Genomic DNA, 20,293 nt, shown 5'->3' on the forward strand with positions numbered 1-20,293 from the left:
CACTACTATTGTTCCCCTATCCCTGACTTGCTGGTGAGAGAGCAGACCCGTCATGGTTAGTGCTGCCTACGGTGCCAAGGGTGATGTAACCCGGCTCAAAAGGGTGCTTAAAGTCAAAACCCACCAGGGAAGGCCCGTACGTTTCTCGGTGGGCCAGTCGAAGCTTGGCTTCTTCCAATGTGGGGAGGCTGCCCGCTGGAATCCACCACAGAACATAATTGGGGGTATTCATGCTCCCGAACCACTCCCGGCGTCGTTGCATCATTTGGGCATGAGCGCCTTTATACGTATATTCTTTTAACGCTTCCACCGATTCCCAAACCGATAAATTGAATAGCAAGCCCGGAACACCGTATAAAGCCAGATCGGCGGGGTTGTTAATATCAATTTTCAGGTGCCACACAAATCCGGGACTGCTGTAAGCCAGTTCGTTAATTCTTTCCAGATTTTCCACAAAGCCTGACATTTCAGGAGCTGAGAGGGGCGCATTGGCGGGACCAATATTTAAATGGCAAAGATGATACTGGGGGATAGTCATTGCGTTTAATCCTTATCAATCAACATCAATCAACAAAAGCTGATTCAACCCACAAAAATTTAATCGAGTCAGAAAAAGTTTAACTTAGCGTTATTGTATTGTATAACTATTTATACAGACTGGCTCAACATTGCCTCTGAAAATAAATCAAAAACCCGAGAGAAATATTAAGGATATACTTATAAATTCAGATTTTGACAAATTAACAGGTTTTATTCTTTCAAAGAGTGGGTAGAAACAATTAGAAGCATTTAATTGTTACTGAAATCGTTGTTAAAGCGAAAAGTCGAGGACCGTCTGGCCAATGGTACCCAAAAATCTTGTCAATGGGCGTTTAGCCTCCCCAGACGTCTCCTTGCCCATTCATGCATTTATCAGCACGGCATCGCCCAGCCAGAAACCCATTGCGGAAGCGCTGGTAAAGCTGATTCAGAACCGGGCCAGGGGCTTCAATCCGCCCGATACCTTTGGGAGCAGCCAGAATGTTCAGGCTCTGGGTCATGAGTCCTTATTACCGGCTTTGGTTAAATCTAAATCCATGGCAGAATCGCCCCCAAAAATAACCATTGGAAGCCGACAATGTCAAAAGCCCTATCCTGCATCCTACCTCAATGCCTCCGCCCTTAGTTTTGGCCCTATGGGCAAGCCTTTTATACTGGCCTTGAATCAGGCCGCCCGTCAGGGAGGGTTTTATCAAAATACCGGGGAGGCTGGATTAAGCCCCTTCCATTTGGGGCGGGATGTCAACATCGAAGACCCTGATTTCAACGCCAATGCGTTTTTTGCCACGCTAACCCCGGAACAACTGGAGGAAACCGGCGATCTGGTTTGGCAACTGGGAAATGGGTACTTTGGTTGCCGAAACCCGGATGGATCTTTTGCCCCTGATTTGTTTGAGCAAAAAGCCCTCCTGTCCCCGGTTAAAATGATTGAAATCAAGCTGTCTCAAGGGGTAGAGCCTGCGGCCCACATGCCTGTAAAAGAAGTTACTTTGGGAATGACCCGACTGATGGGCATAGAGCAAGGCGCTCACGCCAAGCTGGAAAGCGCTCATTCCGCTTTTTCAACGCCGGTGGAGCTTTTGCGGTTTGTGAAGACCTTAAGGGCATTATCTGGCGGAAAACCCATTGGGGTTAAAATGGGTGTTAGTCACCGTCATTACGTTTTTGCCCTGTGTAAGGCCATGCGTAAAACGGGTATTTTGCTGGATTTTATTACAGTGGATGGCATGGAAGCTGGCACCGCCGCCGCCGGGGCAGGAACGCTGGGCTTTACAGGCACGGCTTTGCATGATGCTGTTTTATTTGTGCATAACGCTTTAACGGGTTGTCATTTGCGCTGCGAGGTAAAGATTATTGCCTCCGGGCAAGTGTTTACGGAGCATCAAATGGTGTCGCTACTGGCCCGTGGCGCCGACAGTTTTGCCACCGCCAGAGCCATGCTGCTGGCCGTAGGCTGTGATCAGCAACTGGAATGCCAAAAAGGAAACTGCACCCGGGGAATCGCCACCCAGGAACCTCACTTATTGAGTAAGTTTAATATTGAGCAAAATGTGAAAGCCCTTTATCAGTTTCACCGTTTAACCATTGAAAGCCTGCAAGGCCTGATTGCAATCGCGGGTCTGGAACATCCACAGGCGCTTCAGCCTTTTCATCTTCAAAAACGGGTCAGTATCAGCGAGGTGCTGCTGCTGGATGAAATTTATCACTTTATAAAGCCCGGTTCCCTGCTTAGCTGGGTGCCTTGGCGATTTCCACGTGAGTATGCCCGAGCCTGGCGCAAGGCGAACCCCGTAGACCCGTTTACGGCTCCCCGGCTTTAGCGCCCAGCAGTGAGATAACCGGATACCCCTGAGCCAGAAAAGCGGTAAACCCCTCTCGTTGTTCAATCTCAATGGACTCAAACCCTGGAATGGCTGAATGATTGGCCGAAACAGGAATGCATTGCCATCCGGCCTCTTTTAAACGAACGCCCCACATTTCACCCGTTTCAAACTGCTCAATGCGTGCCTGATCTTTGCCGATGACATCCATAATTTCTCGCCCAAAGAAAACGGTTTTTAGCAGGTTACGACTTTCCAGCGGGGCTTCAATTTGATCGATGGCCCAGAAGGCCAGTCCATAATGACGCCAAGCGTGTTGAAATCTGTCTTTCAGGCTGGGTGTCAAAAAATCGGCGTAAGGCTCAATAAACCCAAATATAGCGGGTTTTAAGGTCTGAATTTTCTTGAAAAATACGGTTCTGGTTGTGGTGGGGTGAATGTGGTGCAATGCAAAAGAAGCGTTGGCAATCCATTTCCCGGAAAAATCAGCGGTTAGCGCGGCGATTTCGGCCCAGTCCGTTGGCTGAAGGGCCTCAACCGTTTTGGCGATTCCTTTAAAACGCAATGAAACCCCCGCGGCATCACAAAATGCCTGTAGGGCCTTCTCCGCTTCTGTCAAGCTCTCCCCAGAAGGCTCTAGACCAATGATTGTAATTTCCTCAGGTCCAGCAGCGTTGGCTTCCTGAATTAAAGCTTGCAGCAATCGCACGATTTGCTGGCCGTTGCCCATTCCGATATCCCACAGCAAAATGCGGGTTTCTCCTCGCAACACCTGAAGATGCCATTGGTTCATCAGTTCCTGGGCATAGCGCACCACTGGAAATTGCTGCGCCATAAACGTGAACATTTGAATTTGTTGCCCTTCATCGGGCAGTAAATACAGGTTGTCATCCAGAGCGGGTGAGCCAGACAGCCTTTGCTCAAGCGCTTTTAGAAAAAAGGAGGTGTGAATAGACTCGGCATCAGATTGCTGGGCGGGCAAACTTTCTGAAATGGCTTGCAGTAAGGCGCCCGCCTCCGCAAGTTGATGATGCTCTATGGCCTGAATGACCCGTTCAAACTGCTCAAACCGTGATTGATGAATTTGGCCAGCCATGGTTTGCATTCCAATTCCCCACACACATTAATATTAATGATCAGTATAGAGGACTTCAGCCAGTAAGGTTAGTTTTGGATTAAGGGTAATTCCACATAAAAAGTTGCACCCTGACCAGGGCTGCTTTTGGCGGTTATTCGCCCATGATGTCTCTGCACAATGCGCTCGCAAAGTGCCAAACCAATGCCGGTACCCGCATAAGCCTGACTACTTTGCAAACGTTCAAAAGGCTTGAACAAATGGGGCAAATATTTCTCGTCAAAGCCAATGCCATTGTCAGTGACTGTAATCAGGCATTGTTGAAAGGCGGTAATAACGGCTGTTACTTGTACTTTCGGCACGTTGTCTGTTGCTTGAAACTTGAGGGCGTTGCTAAACAGATTAATCAATAACTGTCTCAGTTGAAAAGAATCGGCCATGAGTTCTTGTTCAACCCCCAGTAACTCGAAATGCTCTATCAGACTTTTGGGACCGGGGCTGACTTCCTGAATGGCCTCCTCAATCAAGTGCTTTAGGTGGACCATTCGATATTGAGGCCGTGTCTGGGTTACCCGAGACAAGCTCAGTAAGTCTGTAATCAGCGCACTCATTTTTTTGGAGGTTTTTTGTATACGCAGTAAATAATCTTGAGCCTCTGGGGTGAGCGATGGGCTTTCTCTATCTAACTCGTTGGCAAAAAATATGATTTTCCTGAGAGGGGCTTGCAAGTCATGAGAAACCACAGAGGTAAATTGCTCCAGGTCTTGATTGCTTCGCTTTAAGGCTTGCTCTGCCAGCTTGGTTGCCGTGATGTCTCGAACGACATTGATAATACCCAGCGTTTCGCCCATTTCAGAAACGTAAGCGCATTTCATGGCTTGAAAATAGCGCTCCTCGCCATTGAGAGGGCGTAAAAAATCCTCAAAAATCTGGGTTTGACCCGAATCAATGACACGTTGGTCACTTTCCGCAATAAATCCGGCTGTTTCTTGCGTAAAAAGCTCAAAGTCGGTTTTGCCAACCACCTCAGAGATTTCTCTTCCCAGAAAGGCCGTCCCAGCGGCGTTAATCGTGAGATATCGACCCGACAAATCCTTTACGGCAATGCAATCGCTAGCCTGTGCCAAAAGAGCGTTCAGCACACTATTGGCAAAGCCACTGCTGAGTGACCTGGGTTCAAGTAGTGGTGTTTTCAGTGATTCCTGGACGAGAGGAGTGGCAATGCTCATACAAAACCCTTTTGGAAGCGCTCTGGAGGCACGCTAACAAGCTAAGACTTTTTTAAGTGATTTAAATTGTAATGGTAACACCCTTGCGTTGCAATATTAAGCATGCCGTTTCCACACAAAGATTAACCCAGAACACATAAAGAGATGGGATACAGGAGCGTCAATATATTTGGTGCTTTTTTTAGTTGCCTAGGGAATTGTAGAGTAGAGCATCTTGCTTTATTTTAAGCTAAGCAGGGAGGAAATTATGTATTTGTTGCAGGCCTCTGTCACCAATCACGCATTGCAAACAGTCCAGAAGATGGTGAAAAGCCTGTATGATCATTTGCCGTATTTAGTTGCGGGGCTGATCGTCTTTCTCTGTTTTTTGATTGGGGCTAATATTGCCAAGCGAATACTCGTTAAAATTGGTGAGAGGACCCGTTTGGACGTTACGCTGGCTTGTTTGCTAGGGCGGCTTGCGTCCGCCGGAATTGTCATTCTTGGCATTTTAGTCGCTGCGGTCATTATTTTTCCAACATTCAAGCCCGTGGATCTCATGGCTGGTCTTGGTTTAACCTCGGTTGCCATTGGCTTTGCCTTTAAAGATATTCTTCAAAATTTCTTTGCAGGCATTTTCATCTTGTGGCGTAAGCCTTTTCGCATTGGGGATCAAATCAATGCCAATGGTTTTGAAGGAACCGTGGAGGATTTAAATATTCGCTCTACCCATATTCGAACATATGATGGCACAGTGGTGGTCATTCCCAATGGGGCGCTCTACTCCAGGCCGGTTCAGGTAAAAACAGCCTATGAGCACCGTCGGGTTATGGTTAGCGTTGGCATCGGGTATCTTCATTCCATTGAAGAAGCCAGAAGTCGAATTCAAAAGATTTTGACTGAGAATGAAGGCGTGGAAAACGATCCGGGGCCGTGGATTTATGTGGCTGAACTGGCGCCCTCTTCTGTCAATTTTAATATTTATTTCTGGACCGGATCGGATCAGGCGACTGTTCTGAAAGTGACGGATCAGGTTATGACCGCCATTAAGCGGACTTTGGATGAGGGCGGCATTGATATTCCTTACCCACATCAGGTGGTTCTGTTTCATGATGCCACTGGCACCCGTCAGGACGATATTCAGCGCTCGGCTTATCTCGCCTCTTTAACCGGAGGCAACGGGGGAGATGGGTCGGGATGATTTTTGCGTGATATTTCCATGGCTTTCTGAACCAGATGAAATCTCTTTCGGATGACGGAACGGTCATATTCCTCGGGAAATGCCTCCTGGCTTCCCCGCTCAATCATCTCCGCTTGTTGATAGAGCGCTATTCTAACCGCTTCAGTTCTGGCATCCAGGGTAATTTGAGAGAGGGCTTCCATTAAATGAACCATGACCGGAACGCTGGTGCGCCCATACTGACGAATTTGATTGAAGGCCGTACCAATCACCTCCGGGGCCGTAACATTTCGGTGAATCACTCGCAAATTGCCACGGTCGTCCAAATGCTCATCGGATGGGAGATGTCGCCTGAACAGCAGGGCCAGCGCGTTTGCCAAATGATCAATGCAGGTGATTGCGGAAAAAGGATCGTTAATACCGGGAGATAATGCCCGAATGGCGATTTCAACCAACTGATTAATTGAAAATTCAACATCCTGAGTGGGTGTTTGCCGGGAGCCCAAAATAAAACCGTTGTTCACAGCACCGGTGAGTTCTTCCATCTTATCCGTTTTAGGCTGGTTAGTTGCAGAATCGATGAACAGCAGAGCGTGCTCATGAATAATATAATCGCCGGGCCGCAAAGAAACATGAAAGCAAGTATCAAACTCAACGGCCGCATTCACGAGAGCCGGATAATCAATGGCTTGTAAATAACCATCATTCATTGATTTAACCGCAATTTGCTCAGGCCGCGATGGCTCAGCCTCAAATTTTGGTAGCGGGGTTTTTTGGGGCCATTTGTTGATTGCCGCTTTCTCTGGGTAGAGTCGGCAGATAATTCCTTGTAATTCCTGGCTGATATCCGCCACGATGGTGTTTACCTGGATGGTGGACACCACGTGATCAATGAAGTAGATGAGAACCCCAATACTTGCCAGCAGAAATACGATGGCAAGACTGATGGAAATTTGTGGCACAAACGAATTATTTTCTAACCCTTTGACCGCACGTAAAACATTCAGGCAAAAGATATAAGTCGCCAGAAAGGTTCCCAGCACGATTTGGTTGCCTGTATCCTTGATGAAGTTACGCAGGATTCGTGGGCCAAATTGGGAGGACGCTAAGGTGAGCGCCACGAGCGTCATGGAAAAAGCCAAAGCGGCTACGGTGATAATTGAACTGGCAATGGTGGAAAGAATCTGACGAGCCGCTTCCGGGCTGCCTGTAAAGACCCAGGAGTAGGTGGTTAACGATTTTTCAAGCAGTAGTTGATCCAGGTACAAGGCCCCCAAAGATAATCCGATAGACCCTAACACCATAACGGTTGGTATAAACCAAAGGCTGGTCTGCAGGGTTTCCCATAAATTGAGTAATCGATCATTTAGACTGAAAATCATTAGTTTTTGGGGTTTGTATCAATGACTTGTTTCCAGGCACTGTCTTTTTTTGCGGTGGGAGGCGCATGTTCCCCTTTTACCAAGGTGGCTCGTCCACCCGTATTCATATCCTCGTAAATGCCTGAGTCTGGAACAATTTCTCCGGGCTTGACTGTAATCTGTGTGGTCATTTGGGATATGAACCCTCATTTTTCTATCACCAGACTATTGTAAGGCAAGGATGATCTCTTTAAAAGTCCCCCGATGGCTTGATCCAATTAACTCCCGCCCTGATTTCTGAAGTGGTCACAAATTTTTTCCCTTGGCAGGTTTTATTTTTTGAGTTAGTTGAGGCGAAAGGTTTGTTGCAGGGGTGGGGTTATTTTTCTTTGGACAACCACGTTTTTCAAATGATCAGAGGGCACCCAGTTGCAAAAAAAACAACAAACTTCCTCTTGCCGGACCTCAATAAAATCGTTTTTTCGATTTGACATTTGTACCCGTATTTCAACCTCAATGGTCATAAAGTGAGAAGAGGCACACTCAGGGCAATGAGAAATCCGCATGGTTTTATCTCCTCTTCAAAAAAGTGCGGTTTAGGGTCGCTGTCAATGTGTATTAATCTCTCATCTATAAAAATTGCTTGAGCTTCATTCTTCAGAAAGGCTACTAATGAGCGCTACAAATTTACCGTTGGGCCCTCTTTCAATAAAATCCACTTCCAGAATGTCTACCTCTAATTGAGGCGAAACATAGTCCTTGACTCTTGTGGTCAGTAATTTTTTGGTGTGCGCCGAATAATTTTTGGAGGGTATGATTTTAATTTGAAGGGAATGTTTGTTGTCCTGATAAAATTGCGCTTCGGTTATTTCTTTAATGCCTTTCAAAATATTGGCGGGCGCATTTCCAATCAAGTCCCCTTCCGGGGTTACAATATAGCTTGGCTTTCGGCCAATTACTTTTTTAACCATTCGGAATGGACTGCCACAACTGCATGGGCCTTCATTTTCTGCCAGTTCTATCAAGTCGTGTGTTCTATAGCGTAGCAAGGGCATGGCGTAATTATTTAAATGGGTGCCTATAATTTCATAGAGACGCTGGTTATGGGGCGTATGATTAGCGGCAGGAACCAGCTCTACAATGGAATAACTTTCGTTGATGTGGTAGTGCCCTGAGGCGCATTTAAAAATGGAGGCCACTCTTTCGGCTTGCCCATACCAGTCAAAAACCTGACAACCAAACGTGGTTTCCATTAACTCCAGTTCCGCCGGATTCAGCATTTCAGAGGATGTAAAAATAGATTGAAACGAATAGTGAAACCCTTTTTCTTGAAGCAACTTGGCCAGTAACGCGCCGGTGGAAGGGTAGCAGTATAAAACGTCTGGTTGAAACGCCTGCATTTGATGCATATAGTGATCAATATTTTTAGCGGATAAATGATAAGAGGACATCACCAGCTCATTATTTTCCCCGTTATAGGTCCAGAAGGGTGGATTGCTTTGACTCACTGGTTTGAGCATCTCTCCCCGCAAAGTCATTCTGCGATAATTGTGATCGCCAGCCTGATGCCAATAGTGCCAAATAGCCGCATTTTCAAAGTTGATGGCATTATAATCTCTTAAAAATTTAACTGGCGTACCGGTAGTACCACTGGTATAAGCCTCTTTGTTTAAAAGGGAGAGAAAGTTCTTTTTGTTAAAGGCTTGCCAGTGCTTTTTGATGGTATGTTTGTCAATAATGGGTAGCTGTTTTAAGTCGTTCAGCGTATTTATTTCCCGATAGTTTATGTTTCGCGCATCAAACTGTTCTCTGTAATAAGGAATGTTTTTATAACAGAATTCTATCAGTTTTTTTAATTCTTTTTCCTGACTGCTTTGTAACTCTGGTATCGGGGTTTGGCTGAGGCGTTGAAAGTAATTGTAATGCTGCTCAAAGCGTCTGCCATGACGGTAGTGCTTTTTGATTTTATTTCTTATGCTGGCAATAAGCATAAAATTATCTCCCAAAGAATTCAGGGTGGTAATTTTATTGTTTTAGAGAAGTGATTTCGAAATGAGGTTGAGGATTCAGTAGGAGCCTACAAAAAAATAAAAAAGATTACGAATTGACCGTTGGTTGCATTTTTGAAACTGAAAAATAGTCCATCCACTTTATCGAAACAAGCGTTGATCGTTTTTTTAAAGTTGTTTGCAAAATGGACGCACGTTGAATGAATGAATTTCGCGGGAAATGCATTCTGTGTTTGTAGTCTCACAGTAACGCTCCAGAGCGCTAAGCGTTCAGCACTTCATGAGTGCAGGCAGTAAATTCGCCCAAAGAAGAGTTTTTGGTTTCATGAAAGCTGAATGAGATATTGGTGTCTAAACAAGCAGCCTCAGGCCCTATCCTGATTCTTGAGGATAAGAGCTTGCATTGCCGGTTTAAGCACCCCCCTTGAAGCCCATTGATTCTTGACTTTAAGAAGCGCGTAAACGGTCAGGACATTGCCCGTTAAATATTTCTTAACCGGAAATCAATGCCTTTTTTCGCTCTTTTAAGGCCAACATTTTTTCTGTAATTTCTTGCACCTTATCTTGCTGAATCCATTTTTCAGCTTTGGGCAACACTTCTTTTTCTTCCTCTTCAATATGATGTTCAATTGCCAGCTGAAGCATTTCCAGTTTTACCTTGTATTCGGTTTCATCCAAGTTTTTTTCCAGCATGGCTTTAATCAGCTTTTTGGCCTCAGAATGCTCAAGCGTTGCCTCTTTAGAGAGTTCCTTGGTTGTTTTATGCTCCTGCATCACCGGATAAAAATACTTTTCTTCCATCTCCATATGCACTAACAACTTTTGACATAGCACTTCAGCTTTTTGCGGGTCAATCTCGGTTTCCTGAAATAGTTCTCTAAAGGTGCCTTGGGCCTCTTTGTGCTCATCTTTCAGCAGGGTGAAAAAATCCATGTGAAATCCTCCTATTTCCGTCGATACATCAGTGTAGAAATTTTGAGAGAAAAGCGATACTCCACACGAGGCGAATCTTTTATAGACGGATGAACTAGCCCACCCTGCTAATATCAATTCGCTGAAAAGCTTAACTTCAAGGTGTGGCTATTGTGTCGGTTGGAGTGATTGCCTGCGAGTTTAAAAAACGATTCAATGAAGTTTGATAGTCGGAAATGGAAAGGAATGTTAGATGTCTTCTTCAGCAACCAAAGAAAATCTTCAACAGCGTCCGGCACAGCACCAGAGCCAAAAGCCGGGACTGGATTCGCTCTTGACACCACAGCCTTTAATTGATGATCCACACTATAAGTCGGCTGGTAAGCTTCAAGGCAAAGTCGCTTTAATTACCGGGGGGGATAGTGGCATTGGCAGCGCAATTGCTGTGGTTTTCGCCAAAGAAGGGGCTGATGTGGCCGTCCTTTATTTAAATGAGCATGAGGACGCCAAAAAAACGCAGCAATTGGTAGAGCAGTATGGCCAGCAATGCCTCTTGATATCGGGAGACTTGCGCGATCAGCGTTTTTGCCAGCAGGCGGTTCATCAAGTGATTCAGGCTTATGGAAAGCTGGATATTTTAATTAATAACGCGGGAGAGCATTGGGAAGAAGAGTCTATTGAAAATTTGAATATGGCGCATATGGAGCAAACCTTTCAGATTAATATTTTTTCCATGTTTTATCTGACGCAGGCAGCGGTTCCTTTCTTACCGGAGGAGGGCGCTATTATCAACACAACCTCAGTAACCGCTTATAAAGGTTCCGCTCATTTGCTGGATTACTCTAGCACCAAGGGGGCCATTGAGACGTTTACTTATTCTCTGGCCCAACAGTTGGCCCCTAAAAAAATTCGAGTCAATGGCGTTGCGCCTGGACCTATTTGGACGCCCTTGATTGCATCGACATTTTCGGAAACAGAGGTTCAGCAATTTGGATCCGATGTGCTGATGAAGCGAGCTGGCCAACCTTGCGAAGTGGCCACGTGCTATGTATTTCTTGCTTCATCAGACGCCTCTTATATGACAGGCCAAATTCTGCATCCCAACGGTGGAACCATTGTGCATTCATAGCATCAGTCCATTCATGATTTCATGTGCAAGCGCAACGGCTTAAAGTCGTTTAATGCGGGAGTTTAATGTTTTTCTCCCGTTCCCACAGGCGTAGCTTTTTACAGGCGTTTACAAATTTTGTAGCATCTTCCGGCTGCCGTAACAGGAGGATGCCTTTATCTCCTGATGCCTCAACCCCGGCTTTTTCCAGTAATGGGGTGGCAGTGTTGTTGTAGGCAATAAATTTTAAATGCGCATAAGCGTCGGAAATAAAGTCTTTTGCGGTCGCTTCTTTCTGAAGCGCTTTGGCGCCATCTTTAGACGTTAAAATGGCCACTGCGTCAAACAATACAGAGGGGCCGCCGTTGATGCGGTGATTGGCGGCAATCAGGGTTCCATCATTGGCTGTAACACCCTGAATGGTTGGCGCGATAATTTCCATAGTCGCCCCTTCTCGCAGAATGGATGCTTTTAGAGAGGCCAGTAATTGGGCATCCACCCCATCAGAAACCAGTACGCCAATTTTTCTGCCTTTAATACTCTCTGGCCCGTTTTTAATAATACTGAGGGCAGGAGATGGTTTGAGATCGTTTCGGGTAGGACGCGCGGCAGGTGCCGGAGAGGGCAGCGTTTTCATTCCCAAGCCATTGGCCACATTTTTGGCGAGTTGTGAATCAATATTGAGCAAGTGAGATACCATTCGTTCTCGAATGGCGAGATTTTCCACTTTAGAAAGCTCAAAGACCAGCGCATCCCCAATATGTTCTTGTTCAATGGGGGTTTGGCTAATATAAAATTGTCTGGCCTGACTATAGTGATCGGCAAATGATTCAGGCCGAATGCGAAGCTTCGGGCCACTTTCTTGCGCTGGGTAGGTTTTAAATCCTTTTTCCGGATTTTCGCGAGGGCCTGTTTTCCATGAATTAGGCTCATAATTGACCCGGCTTTTGGGATTGGCAAATGCCATATGGCCATCTTGCTGAAAATGGCTAATGGGGCAGACCGGCGCATTAATAGGTAGTTGTGTAAAGTTAGGCGATCCCAGGCGTTTTAATTGCGTATCCAAATAAGAAAAATTGCGGGCTTGCAACAGCGGATCATTGGTAAAATCAATGCCGGGAACAATGTTTTGCGTGCAGTAGGCCACTTGCTCTGTTTCGGCAAAGAAATTATCCACCATTCGGTTTAAAACCAGTCGGCCCACTGGGCGCACGGGTACCAGCTCTTCTGGGATGATTTTGGTGGGATCCAGCACGTCAAAATCAAATCTTTTCGCAAAGTCTTCATCAAATAGTTGCATGCCCAATTCCCATTCGGGATAGTCTTCTTTTTGAATGGCGTTCCATAAGTCTCGTCTGTGGAAATCGGGATCCGCACCATTGATTTTAACGGCTTCGTTCCATAACACCGATTGCAGCCCTTGTTTTGGCTTCCAGTGAAATTTAACAAACGTGCTTTTTCCCTGATTGTTCACCAGCCGGAAGGTATGCACTCCAAAGCCTTCCATAAAGCGGAACGATCTTGGAATGGTTCGATCCGACATAATCCACATCACCATGTGCATGGATTCGGGTGTTAAAGCAATAAAATCCCAAAAGTTATCATGGGCCGTTTGGGCTTGCGGAAAGGCACGATCCGGCTCATCCTTGGCCGCGTGTATGATGTCTGGAAACTTGATGCCATCCTGAATAAAAAATACAGGAATATTATTGCCGACTAAATCCCAATTTCCCTCCTTGGTGTAAAGCTTGACGGCAAACCCACGCACATCACGGGCCAAATCAAACGACCCCTTATTGCCCGCCACTGTGGAAAACCGAACGAAAACCGGTGTTTTCTCACCCGGCCGTTGAAATAGGTCAGCCTTGGTAAGCTCTGCAAGAGACTGGTAGGTTTCAAAATAGCCATGGGCGCCATATCCTCGGGCATGAACAACCCGCTCTGGAATGCGTTCATGGTCAAAATGGAATATTTTTTCCCTGAAATGGAAATCCTCCAGGAGCAGAGGACCTTTGGGCCCTATTTTAAGTGAGTTCTGGTCATCAGAAACGGGGATGCCTTGTTGGGTGGTCAGGGTTGGTAAATTGCTACCGGCGGTTTGATGCAGTTCTCCGCCAGTCCCAATGATGGTTTGTGGTGAGCCAGAGGCTGGAGAGCCATTATTGGTAGGCTTGATTTTATGGGCGCTGTTATTGTGGAACTCTTCTGCCGGAGGGGCTGGTTTGGCATTGGGTTCGTTGGCAACGGATACCGTTGAACGCAACTCGTGCCCGGAAAGCAGATCGTTTTTTGGGGCTGCGGCGTTCAAAACACTGGACTGTTTTTGATTGTCAGCGGCATCTGGATTCTGATTGGCCGCCCCAGCGAATGAACCGCTGGTCAGGTGAATTGAAGCGGCGATTAGCGCTGTGCTGATTAAAAATGCAATGCGTGGCTTTAAGTTTGCGTTTGCTTTCATGGTCCCCTCATCGGTAGTTTAGAATCATTTTTAGACTTAGAAAAGTCAGGTGATATGCCTTGGTTTGATTCTTTTTCTGGATACTTTTAGTTCAACCATTATTATTGAAAGCAGCGCCTTTTCTTGTCAATTACTCTTGTTTCTAGTCTGTCTGCCCAGTTGGCTTGCTAGCATTTAGCGCATTCGGGAACCTACAAGAAAGAAACCATGGATTTCTCAGCCCGCTTTTCAGAATAATTTAACCGTTTTCGCGGAAAGTGCTTTCGGCAGGGACCAAAATTTGAATAACCCTTGCTATGCGCTGTTGGCTCAAGAAGCGTTCTTGCAATCGGATCAGCCTGGTGCGTTTTTACGGTGGTTAATCGACCCTGAAGGGCAACGTATTATTAGCACCTTTGGGCAGGCGGAATTCGGGGCCTCTGTGGTGCGTCCTAAATCGGCGCTTGAATAACTGAATGATGCGGATAACGCTGTGGTTTGGCTCTTAAGTTTGCGTCAGTTTAATCAGGACGCATTGCCCTGTCATGAGCGCTAATTTAGCAAACTGCGCGGCATGTTGATGGGCGTACTCATCCACCGCCCGTTTGGCGCCTGGGCAGGAAGAAAATCCGTAGTCATCCACTAAAATAATGGCGCCCGGTTTCATCCGAGGACCGAAAAAATCCAGCGCAAACTGGGTTGGCTGATAAATGTCCATATCCAGGTGGACAAAATCAAAACTCAGCGCCCCCATGGTTTCAGTGGCGCAATCCTGAATGCGGCTTTGAATCACCTTGACGAATGGAAAAGGCTCCAGGTAGGCGCGAACCGATTCGTAACTGGTCTGGTTGAATCCAGCCGCGCTATGTTCGCCATCCTCGCCCGTTGTAATATCTCGCTCGTCATGGCCCTCAAACGTATCGATTGAAAACATGGCAACCCGGTTTTTAAACCATTCGCTGGCCAGGCTTGCTAAAAAATAGCTTCCGCCCCCTTTGTAAACCCCAACTTCAGCAATAGTCACCGTTTGATCTGAGGGTATTTGGGAAAGTCTATTTTCCAGGGCTTGATACAGAAAAAACAGGCGATCGTAATAGAGGAGTGTTCGTTTGTGACCCCGAACGGCGGTTGCTTTTTCGGAAAAGGCCGGATTGTCTCGGATGTCAATCAGCTTGTGACTGGACTTGCCATAAATATCAGGCACATAGTGATACCCTTTTTGGGGTGTAATCAGGTCTCGGTTTTTGACAAGCGTGTACCCAAAAAGATGGGCAACCTGATTAAATAGCCGTTTAATCAGGTTAAAAGATGCTATCAGGAATGCCTCCTCAGCTGCGGCAGTGGCAGCAGGTATAGGTTTTCGGGCTGCCTGAACGATACGTTCTGGTTTTGTCTCAATTAAACTTTAAGCGATTTGCCTGTAAATGGCAATCAAAGTAGTAGTCCAGGGTATTTTGGATAGGGGATTACTTTGTGGTGGCGGTTCCGGCATTGATATAGTAAGATTTGAAAACGGAGGAGGTTAAACCGTCAGATGGAATACTATGAATCGAAGCACCCTCTTGGTTTTATAGAGGCTTTTCCCAAGCCTTCAGAAAATGAACTGAGTGCTCATTATGAGAGTAAATATTATCAAAATCCCAGCGGCTCCTATTCAAAACAGTATAGTGCAGAAGAGCGGCAATATTTTTATAACATTGCCAGTGTGGCTAATAAAACTTGCGAAAAGCTGGCCCTTAAAAAAACACTTTTGGATATTGGTTGCGGCGAAGGATATTTTGCAAAGGATTTTCTGGATTTTGGATGGGATGTATTGTGCTCGGACTATTCGCAGTTTGGCATGGAAAGCCATAATCCAGCATTATTGCCTTTTTTTCGTTCCGGCGGTATTGATGAAACGCTTGGCTTTTTTGAATTAAATCATCATAAATTTGGATTGGTTAATCTTCAAAATGTTTTAGAACATGTCCTTAACCCTGCTGAATTGCTAAATGGCTTGAAAGCGATTTTAGAGCCAGCGAATTCTGCCGTGCGTATTAAAATACCCAACGATTATTCCGGGTTTCAATCGCAACTTTTAGAAAGTGGTTTTACAACCAATACTTGGTTTGCGCCGCCTGAGCATTTATCATATTTTAATATAGAGAGCCTTCAGCGTTTGCTAGCGCATTGTGGTTACAAGCTGCTGTCTTTGCAGGCGGATTTTGCCATTGAAATTTTTCTTGCGAATTCTAATTCCAATTACTGCCATAATAAAGCCTTGGGCAAAGAGGCTCATTTGGCCCGTGTTTTTGTCGAGAATTTTTTGATCTCTAAAAATATCGATGATTATATCGCTTATGCAGAGGCGTGTGGCAAGCTTGGCTTTGGAAGATGTTTGATTGCCTACGCAGCCCCTGTATAGGCTTCAATCAATGTGGTTCATGACGGGTAAAAACAACCATTGTGCGGCCTTCAAAGTTGAGCTATTTCTCCTTGATCCTGTTTTATTTTTGGATTATTATTTTGAAATATGAAAATTACTTTTATTTCAAACGCCTGTTGTATTTATGAGAGTGGCGATTATAAGTTATTGACGGACCCCTGGTTGGTTGATGGGGTTTTTGAAGGGGCCTGGTTTCATGCGCCTGCTTTGAAAACAAGTCCTCAGGATTTGGTTGGCGTGGACGCGCTTTATATTAGTCATATCCATCCGGATCATTATGATCTCAATACGTTGAAGTTCTTTCCCTTCGATATTGCAATTTTTGTGCTGGACCATCCCCCTAATTTTTTGTTGAATAATCTGAAAAATCTGGGCTTTACCAATATTATTCCAATCAAGCCTGAAACCAATTATTCTTTTGGTCCTTTTGAATTAACGCTTTTTCAGCCTTTTGAAAAGCATGTTTATCACGAAGCGCAAATCGGGAATCTGATTGATAGTTCTATATTGGTTAGGGCTGATGGGTGTAGTATTTTTAACGCCAACGACAATGTGTTGTCCGTGGAGGCCGCCCAAGCGCTTCACGCACGCTATGGCAACTTGACCCTTGCTCAACTTAACTATAATGCGGCAGGCCCTTTTCCCAGTTGTTTCAATCACTTCAATGAAGCTGAAAAGCTGGAGAAGCATGGCCTGGTTTTAAAGCGAAATTTGGCGCACATGCTTAAAATTGCGGAAATTTTGCAGGCGGATTACACCATGCCGTTTGCGGGCGCTTATGTTATTGGGGGTAAGTTCTGGCAAAAAAATCAATACTTGGGAACCACTTCCTGGGATGAGGCCGCCACTTATATTCAAGAGAATGGCAACGGCCAAACCAGGCCCTTGGTGCTTCAGGAAGGGCTGACCTTTGATCTAAAGACTCATCAAATCACCAACGGCACTTACCAGCCGGTTGATACGCAAGCGCAGTGGGCTTATATTACGCAAGTTCTTGCCGATAAAAAGTATCCTTATGAACTGGATGCTACTTTGAATCAGTTCTCAAACGAAGCGCTTTCCTCGTTGCTTAAGTCTTTTTTGCCGTATGCCCGAATGAATTTATGGAAAGCACAAGCGCGTTTTGACCATTATAATACCTGGACAATTGCCATTCGTTTAACCGACTGTGTGTTTCAATTTCGATTTGACCAACCGGGCTTCCAGTTTTTGCTGAACGATCAGGCGCTTCAGGAGCCTTATCTGCTTTGTGATATGGACATTCGGTTGCTCGCCCAGATTTTGCAAAGAAAAGCTCACTGGAACAGCGCTGAAATTGGCTGCCACATTGATTTCATTCGTCAGCCGGATCAGTATCTGCCCGATATTCATACCTTGATGTCCTTTTTTAATTTGCCCCCTAAAAAAATTGAAGCATTCAACGCACTTCTGGAATCCACTGTACAGGATGAAAATTTGGTTTTGGAGTATTCGTAGCATTTTTGCCATTGTAAGCTTTGGCAGGAGTGAATGTTTTGAGATGGGCGCGTTCGACTAGCCTCTGTTCTGACGTAGGGGGAGATGCCAGGTCCTAAGGGAAGTCGACTGGCTGTTTTGCAATCTCTGCGCCAATGTTAGCTCATTTTTGTATCTAGCTTGGGATCGTAGATGATGAAAGTATTCCGCTTTTCTTTGGCTCGATATAAGGCGGTATCGGCGTGGCGAATTAACACTTCCTCATCCAGTCCGTGTTCTGGAAAAACGGCAATGCCCATGCTGATTCCAATGTAGTATTCTTTGCCCTGTAAGGTAAAGGGTTCCTGAATGGCCGTTAAAATTCGCATACACAGGGTGGCAATGGCTCCCCGATCCTGAAGGCTGGGACAAACGAAGGCGAATTCATCGCCCCCATACCGGGCAATGGTATCGGACTCCCGCATAATATTTTGTAATCGAATCACCACTTGTTTTAGCAGCATATCACCTGCGTCATGGCCCAGGGTATCGTTGATGGGCTTGAATTTATCCAAATCCGCCATCACCACGCAAAAACGAGTTTTATGGCGGGTGGCCAGCTTCATGGTTTGTAGCAATCTATCTCTAAATAAACGGCGATTGGGCAACTGGGTGAGCGGATCGTAAAACGCCTGATTTTCAAACTGGGACATGGTATTTTGTGTTTTTCTGCTGGTGTTTTCGAATTCCTGTTTTAACTGTTTGTAGCGTTGCAGCAGTATTAATAGCGCCCCGAATTCCAGTGCCGCAATGATGAGGGCTGCCCATAGATAGAGGGTTTCAGGGCTTTGTGCCACTACCGCTTCCGCTGCGTTGGCGGTGCCTCCACTCAGGCCCGTTGCCGATAACCCCAGCACGCTGAGGGCCAGTTTTCTGGTTAGAGAGTCCATCAAAATGCCTTTAGATAGGATGATAGGGTCAATGGTCAACACTGTGTCACTGCCTTACCGCCAAGCTGTATCCAAAACAGGCTGGAGGTCGTCTCATTGCCAGTGGCCCTTGGGAATATCCCACAATGAGTAGTCTGGACAAGGCTGACTGGTATCAGTATAACATTTTTTAAGCATAGTTCCTTTTGGGCTTTTGAACGTAACGCCAAGGGCAGAGGGCATTTTTTTAATCAGGTTGGTTAATTTGAGTTGGCTTTGTTTAGACGTTCGTTTGATCAAAATGCTTTAAGGTGAGTCAGAAAAATAACGTCCAACTTGATGAACCACCTGGTGAATGACATCAGCGGGCATTCCTGTCCAAAAGGGCAGACGAATCAGTTGCTCGCTCAGGGCTTCTGTATAAGGCAGTGGCACTGGGGCCTTGCAATATTTTTTACCCGCTGCGGAAAGGTGCAGCGGCGCATAGTGAAACAGGGCGTGAATATGATGGGCCTTTAAAAAGGCGATGAGCCCTTTTTGCACCGCTGGGCTATGGGTGAGTATGTAGTATAAATGGCCGTTATGCTCGCATTGATCGGGAATGGTGGGGCGTGTAATAAGCCCTTGTTGTTCCAGTGGCTCAAATGCCCGGTGGTATTCGTTCCATACCTGCAAGCGGCTTTGTAAAATCAGGTCGCTTTTTTGAAGCTGGGCAAACAGCACTGCCGCGGTTAGCTCACTGGGCAAGTAAGACGAACCGGGCCTGACCCAGGTGTATTTATCCACTTCGCCCCTGAAAAACTGAGCCCGGTTGGTGCCTTTTTCCCAAATGATTTCAGCCGATTGCAGCCAGTGGGGGTGGTTAATAATCAGCGCCCCGCCTTCGCCCGCAATGATATTTTTGGTTTCATGAAAACTGTAAATCCCCAAGTCTCCCCAGGTACCCAGGGCGCGACCCTGATACCGGGAGCCAAAGCTATGGGCGGCATCTTCAATAATACGAAGGCCATGCTGGTTGGCCAGTTCCTGAATGCGTTTCATCTCGCAGGAAACACCAGCGTAATGAACCACCACAATGGCTCGGGTCCTCTCGGTGATGGCGGCTTCTATTTTGGTTTCATCCAGATTGAGCGTATCGGGCCGGATATCCACAAACACCGGAACCGCTCCCGACATTAAAAAAGCGCTGGCGGTAGACACAAAGGTGAAAGATGGCATGATCACTTCATCACCCGGTTTTAACCCCATCACCAGCCCGCTCATTTCAAGCGCCGCAGTTGCGGAGTGGGTTAACAGCACCTTGTGAGCGCTGATCATGGTTTCCATCAGCCGTTGACACTGTTTGGTCAAAGGTCCATTGCCCGAAAGATGATTTTGAGACAGCGCCTGCTGCAGGTAAATCAACTCATCTCCGGTTAAAAACGGTTTGTTAAATGGAATGGTATCAACCATAACGTCCAATGGCACAGTACCCTCAAAAAATCATGAATGGCTGAAGTCTGAAATCCCGGATCACGCAACTGCGCTTTGGATTGGGTCGGCATTTGCTCAGGCATGATGAGCGCTCAATTCAACCCGGCATCACTCTCATCCCTCTGTCAAATTATAGCACCCGATTGCTGAATGATAGGAGACAGGAGGAGGCGCATGGACTGGAGGCAATAGGGCTAACTTAGGGCGGAAAGTTGTGTAGGGAGTGCTTGTGTATGGGCATCAGCAACGTGCGTTCTATAGTATAATAATGATGGTTGGGTGGCCGTGTGGCCTGTTATTTAGAATCGATAAGGATAAGGTTGCCTTGTTGTGATGGGCCTGTGTAACGTTGTTTTTTCAGATGGTTTTTGCTTGTGGGTGA

The 20,293-nt window shown here is 46.1% G+C and carries 17 protein-coding genes; 6 read left to right on the forward strand and 11 right to left on the reverse strand.

Annotated elements, in window-relative coordinates:
* Positions 1-16: 16 nt before the first annotated feature.
* Entirely contained in the window at positions 17-538 is a 522-nt protein-coding gene (locus ACEW81_RS08375; RefSeq protein ID WP_373532527.1) for a DUF3291 domain-containing protein, read from the reverse strand.
* A 304-nt stretch (positions 539-842) separates the two neighbouring features.
* On the opposite strand from ACEW81_RS08375, the gene ACEW81_RS08380 reads away from it, so the two are divergent.
* Complete coding sequence (locus ACEW81_RS08380; protein ID WP_373532528.1) at positions 843-2,360, forward strand: glutamate synthase-related protein; 1,518 nt, start codon at positions 843-845, stop codon at positions 2,358-2,360.
* Here ACEW81_RS08380 and ACEW81_RS08385 read toward each other — a convergent pair.
* Positions 2,341-3,465, reverse strand: coding sequence for a GRAS family protein (locus ACEW81_RS08385; protein ID WP_373532529.1), 1,125 nt, complete (start codon positions 3,463-3,465; stop codon positions 2,341-2,343). The two genes, ACEW81_RS08380 and ACEW81_RS08385, sit on opposite strands and share 20 nt — an antisense overlap.
* A 59-nt stretch (positions 3,466-3,524) precedes the next feature.
* Entirely contained in the window at positions 3,525-4,664 is a 1,140-nt protein-coding gene (locus tag ACEW81_RS08390; RefSeq protein WP_373532530.1) for a PAS domain-containing sensor histidine kinase, read from the reverse strand.
* Between the two features lie 247 nt (positions 4,665-4,911).
* On the opposite strand from ACEW81_RS08390, the gene ACEW81_RS08395 reads away from it, so the two are divergent.
* Positions 4,912-5,844 (forward strand): mechanosensitive ion channel family protein, encoded by a 933-nt coding sequence (locus tag ACEW81_RS08395; protein ID WP_373532531.1) that lies wholly within the window; start codon positions 4,912-4,914, stop codon positions 5,842-5,844.
* On the opposite strand, the gene ACEW81_RS08400 is transcribed toward ACEW81_RS08395, so the two are convergent.
* From ACEW81_RS08400 to ACEW81_RS08415, 4 genes are all read right to left on the reverse strand, one after another.
* Entirely contained in the window at positions 5,796-7,205 is a 1,410-nt protein-coding gene (locus ACEW81_RS08400; protein WP_373532532.1) for a DUF2254 domain-containing protein, read from the reverse strand. The genes ACEW81_RS08395 and ACEW81_RS08400 overlap by 49 nt on opposite strands.
* On the reverse strand, positions 7,205-7,375 hold the full coding sequence (locus tag ACEW81_RS08405; RefSeq protein WP_373532533.1) for a hypothetical protein: 171 nt from the start codon (positions 7,373-7,375) through the stop codon (positions 7,205-7,207). Before ACEW81_RS08405 ends, ACEW81_RS08400 begins: the two co-directional genes overlap by 1 nt.
* 459 nt (positions 7,376-7,834) lie before the next feature.
* On the reverse strand, positions 7,835-9,175 hold the full coding sequence (locus tag ACEW81_RS08410; protein ID WP_373532534.1) for a phenylacetate--CoA ligase family protein: 1,341 nt from the start codon (positions 9,173-9,175) through the stop codon (positions 7,835-7,837).
* Between the two features lie 510 nt (positions 9,176-9,685).
* Entirely contained in the window at positions 9,686-10,126 is a 441-nt protein-coding gene (locus tag ACEW81_RS08415; RefSeq protein ID WP_373532535.1) for a hemerythrin domain-containing protein, read from the reverse strand.
* Positions 10,127-10,358: 232 nt separating this feature from the next.
* Here ACEW81_RS08415 and ACEW81_RS08420 point away from each other — a divergent pair, with 232 nt between their 5' ends.
* A complete protein-coding gene (locus ACEW81_RS08420; RefSeq protein WP_373532536.1) occupies positions 10,359-11,234 on the forward strand; it encodes an SDR family oxidoreductase in 876 nt (291 codons plus the stop codon).
* Positions 11,235-11,283: 49 nt separating this feature from the next.
* On the opposite strand, the gene ACEW81_RS08425 is transcribed toward ACEW81_RS08420, so the two are convergent.
* Positions 11,284-13,671, reverse strand: coding sequence for a catalase (locus ACEW81_RS08425; RefSeq protein ID WP_373532537.1), 2,388 nt, complete (start codon positions 13,669-13,671; stop codon positions 11,284-11,286).
* A gap of 280 nt (positions 13,672-13,951) precedes the next feature.
* Between ACEW81_RS08425 and ACEW81_RS08430 the strand changes: the two genes are divergently transcribed.
* A complete protein-coding gene (locus ACEW81_RS08430) occupies positions 13,952-14,122 on the forward strand; it encodes a hypothetical protein (RefSeq protein WP_373532538.1) in 171 nt (56 codons plus the stop codon).
* A 33-nt stretch (positions 14,123-14,155) separates the two neighbouring features.
* On the opposite strand, the gene ACEW81_RS08435 is transcribed toward ACEW81_RS08430, so the two are convergent.
* Positions 14,156-14,854: a TylF/MycF/NovP-related O-methyltransferase gene (locus ACEW81_RS08435; protein WP_373532539.1), complete on the reverse strand. Its 699-nt coding sequence runs from the start codon at positions 14,852-14,854 to the stop codon at positions 14,156-14,158.
* A gap of 330 nt (positions 14,855-15,184) precedes the next feature.
* Here ACEW81_RS08435 and ACEW81_RS08440 point away from each other — a divergent pair, with 330 nt between their 5' ends.
* On the forward strand, positions 15,185-16,054 hold the full coding sequence (locus tag ACEW81_RS08440) for a class I SAM-dependent methyltransferase (protein WP_373532540.1): 870 nt from the start codon (positions 15,185-15,187) through the stop codon (positions 16,052-16,054).
* A 108-nt stretch (positions 16,055-16,162) separates the two neighbouring features.
* The gene (locus tag ACEW81_RS08445) at positions 16,163-17,551 is read left to right on the forward strand and encodes an MBL fold metallo-hydrolase (protein ID WP_373532541.1); all 1,389 of its coding nucleotides are present in this window, start codon (positions 16,163-16,165) and stop codon (positions 17,549-17,551) included.
* A gap of 137 nt (positions 17,552-17,688) precedes the next feature.
* On the opposite strand, the gene ACEW81_RS08450 is transcribed toward ACEW81_RS08445, so the two are convergent.
* Positions 17,689-18,459 (reverse strand): diguanylate cyclase domain-containing protein, encoded by a 771-nt coding sequence (locus ACEW81_RS08450; protein ID WP_373532542.1) that lies wholly within the window; start codon positions 18,457-18,459, stop codon positions 17,689-17,691.
* A gap of 285 nt (positions 18,460-18,744) precedes the next feature.
* Positions 18,745-19,890 (reverse strand): dTDP-4-amino-4,6-dideoxygalactose transaminase, encoded by a 1,146-nt coding sequence (gene rffA, locus ACEW81_RS08455; RefSeq protein ID WP_373532573.1) that lies wholly within the window; start codon positions 19,888-19,890, stop codon positions 18,745-18,747.
* Between the last annotated feature and the right edge of the window lie 403 nt (positions 19,891-20,293).

Origin of the sequence: Vampirovibrio sp., from assembly GCF_041737375.1 — a bacterium.
Taxonomy (GTDB): domain Bacteria; phylum Cyanobacteriota; class Vampirovibrionia; order Vampirovibrionales; family Vampirovibrionaceae; genus Vampirovibrio.

Coding starts and splice junctions, on each gene's coding strand:
- ACEW81_RS08440 (WP_373532540.1), top strand. CDS start 15,185: ATGGAATACTATGAATCGAAGCACCCTCTTGGTTTTATAGAGGCTTTT.
- ACEW81_RS08415 (WP_373532535.1), bottom strand. CDS start 10,126: ATGGATTTTTTCACCCTGCTGAAAGATGAGCACAAAGAGGCCCAAGGC.
- ACEW81_RS08450 (WP_373532542.1), bottom strand. CDS start 18,459: ATGGACTCTCTAACCAGAAAACTGGCCCTCAGCGTGCTGGGGTTATCG.
- ACEW81_RS08410 (WP_373532534.1), bottom strand. CDS start 9,175: ATGCTTATTGCCAGCATAAGAAATAAAATCAAAAAGCACTACCGTCAT.
- ACEW81_RS08385 (WP_373532529.1), bottom strand. CDS start 3,465: ATGCAAACCATGGCTGGCCAAATTCATCAATCACGGTTTGAGCAGTTT.
- rffA (WP_373532573.1), bottom strand. CDS start 19,890: ATGGTTGATACCATTCCATTTAACAAACCGTTTTTAACCGGAGATGAG.
- ACEW81_RS08395 (WP_373532531.1), top strand. CDS start 4,912: ATGTATTTGTTGCAGGCCTCTGTCACCAATCACGCATTGCAAACAGTC.
- ACEW81_RS08445 (WP_373532541.1), top strand. CDS start 16,163: ATGAAAATTACTTTTATTTCAAACGCCTGTTGTATTTATGAGAGTGGC.
- ACEW81_RS08380 (WP_373532528.1), top strand. CDS start 843: ATGGTACCCAAAAATCTTGTCAATGGGCGTTTAGCCTCCCCAGACGTC.
- ACEW81_RS08405 (WP_373532533.1), bottom strand. CDS start 7,375: ATGACCACACAGATTACAGTCAAGCCCGGAGAAATTGTTCCAGACTCA.
- ACEW81_RS08420 (WP_373532536.1), top strand. CDS start 10,359: ATGTCTTCTTCAGCAACCAAAGAAAATCTTCAACAGCGTCCGGCACAG.
- ACEW81_RS08400 (WP_373532532.1), bottom strand. CDS start 7,205: ATGATTTTCAGTCTAAATGATCGATTACTCAATTTATGGGAAACCCTG.
- ACEW81_RS08375 (WP_373532527.1), bottom strand. CDS start 538: ATGACTATCCCCCAGTATCATCTTTGCCATTTAAATATTGGTCCCGCC.
- ACEW81_RS08390 (WP_373532530.1), bottom strand. CDS start 4,664: ATGAGCATTGCCACTCCTCTCGTCCAGGAATCACTGAAAACACCACTA.
- ACEW81_RS08425 (WP_373532537.1), bottom strand. CDS start 13,671: ATGAAAGCAAACGCAAACTTAAAGCCACGCATTGCATTTTTAATCAGC.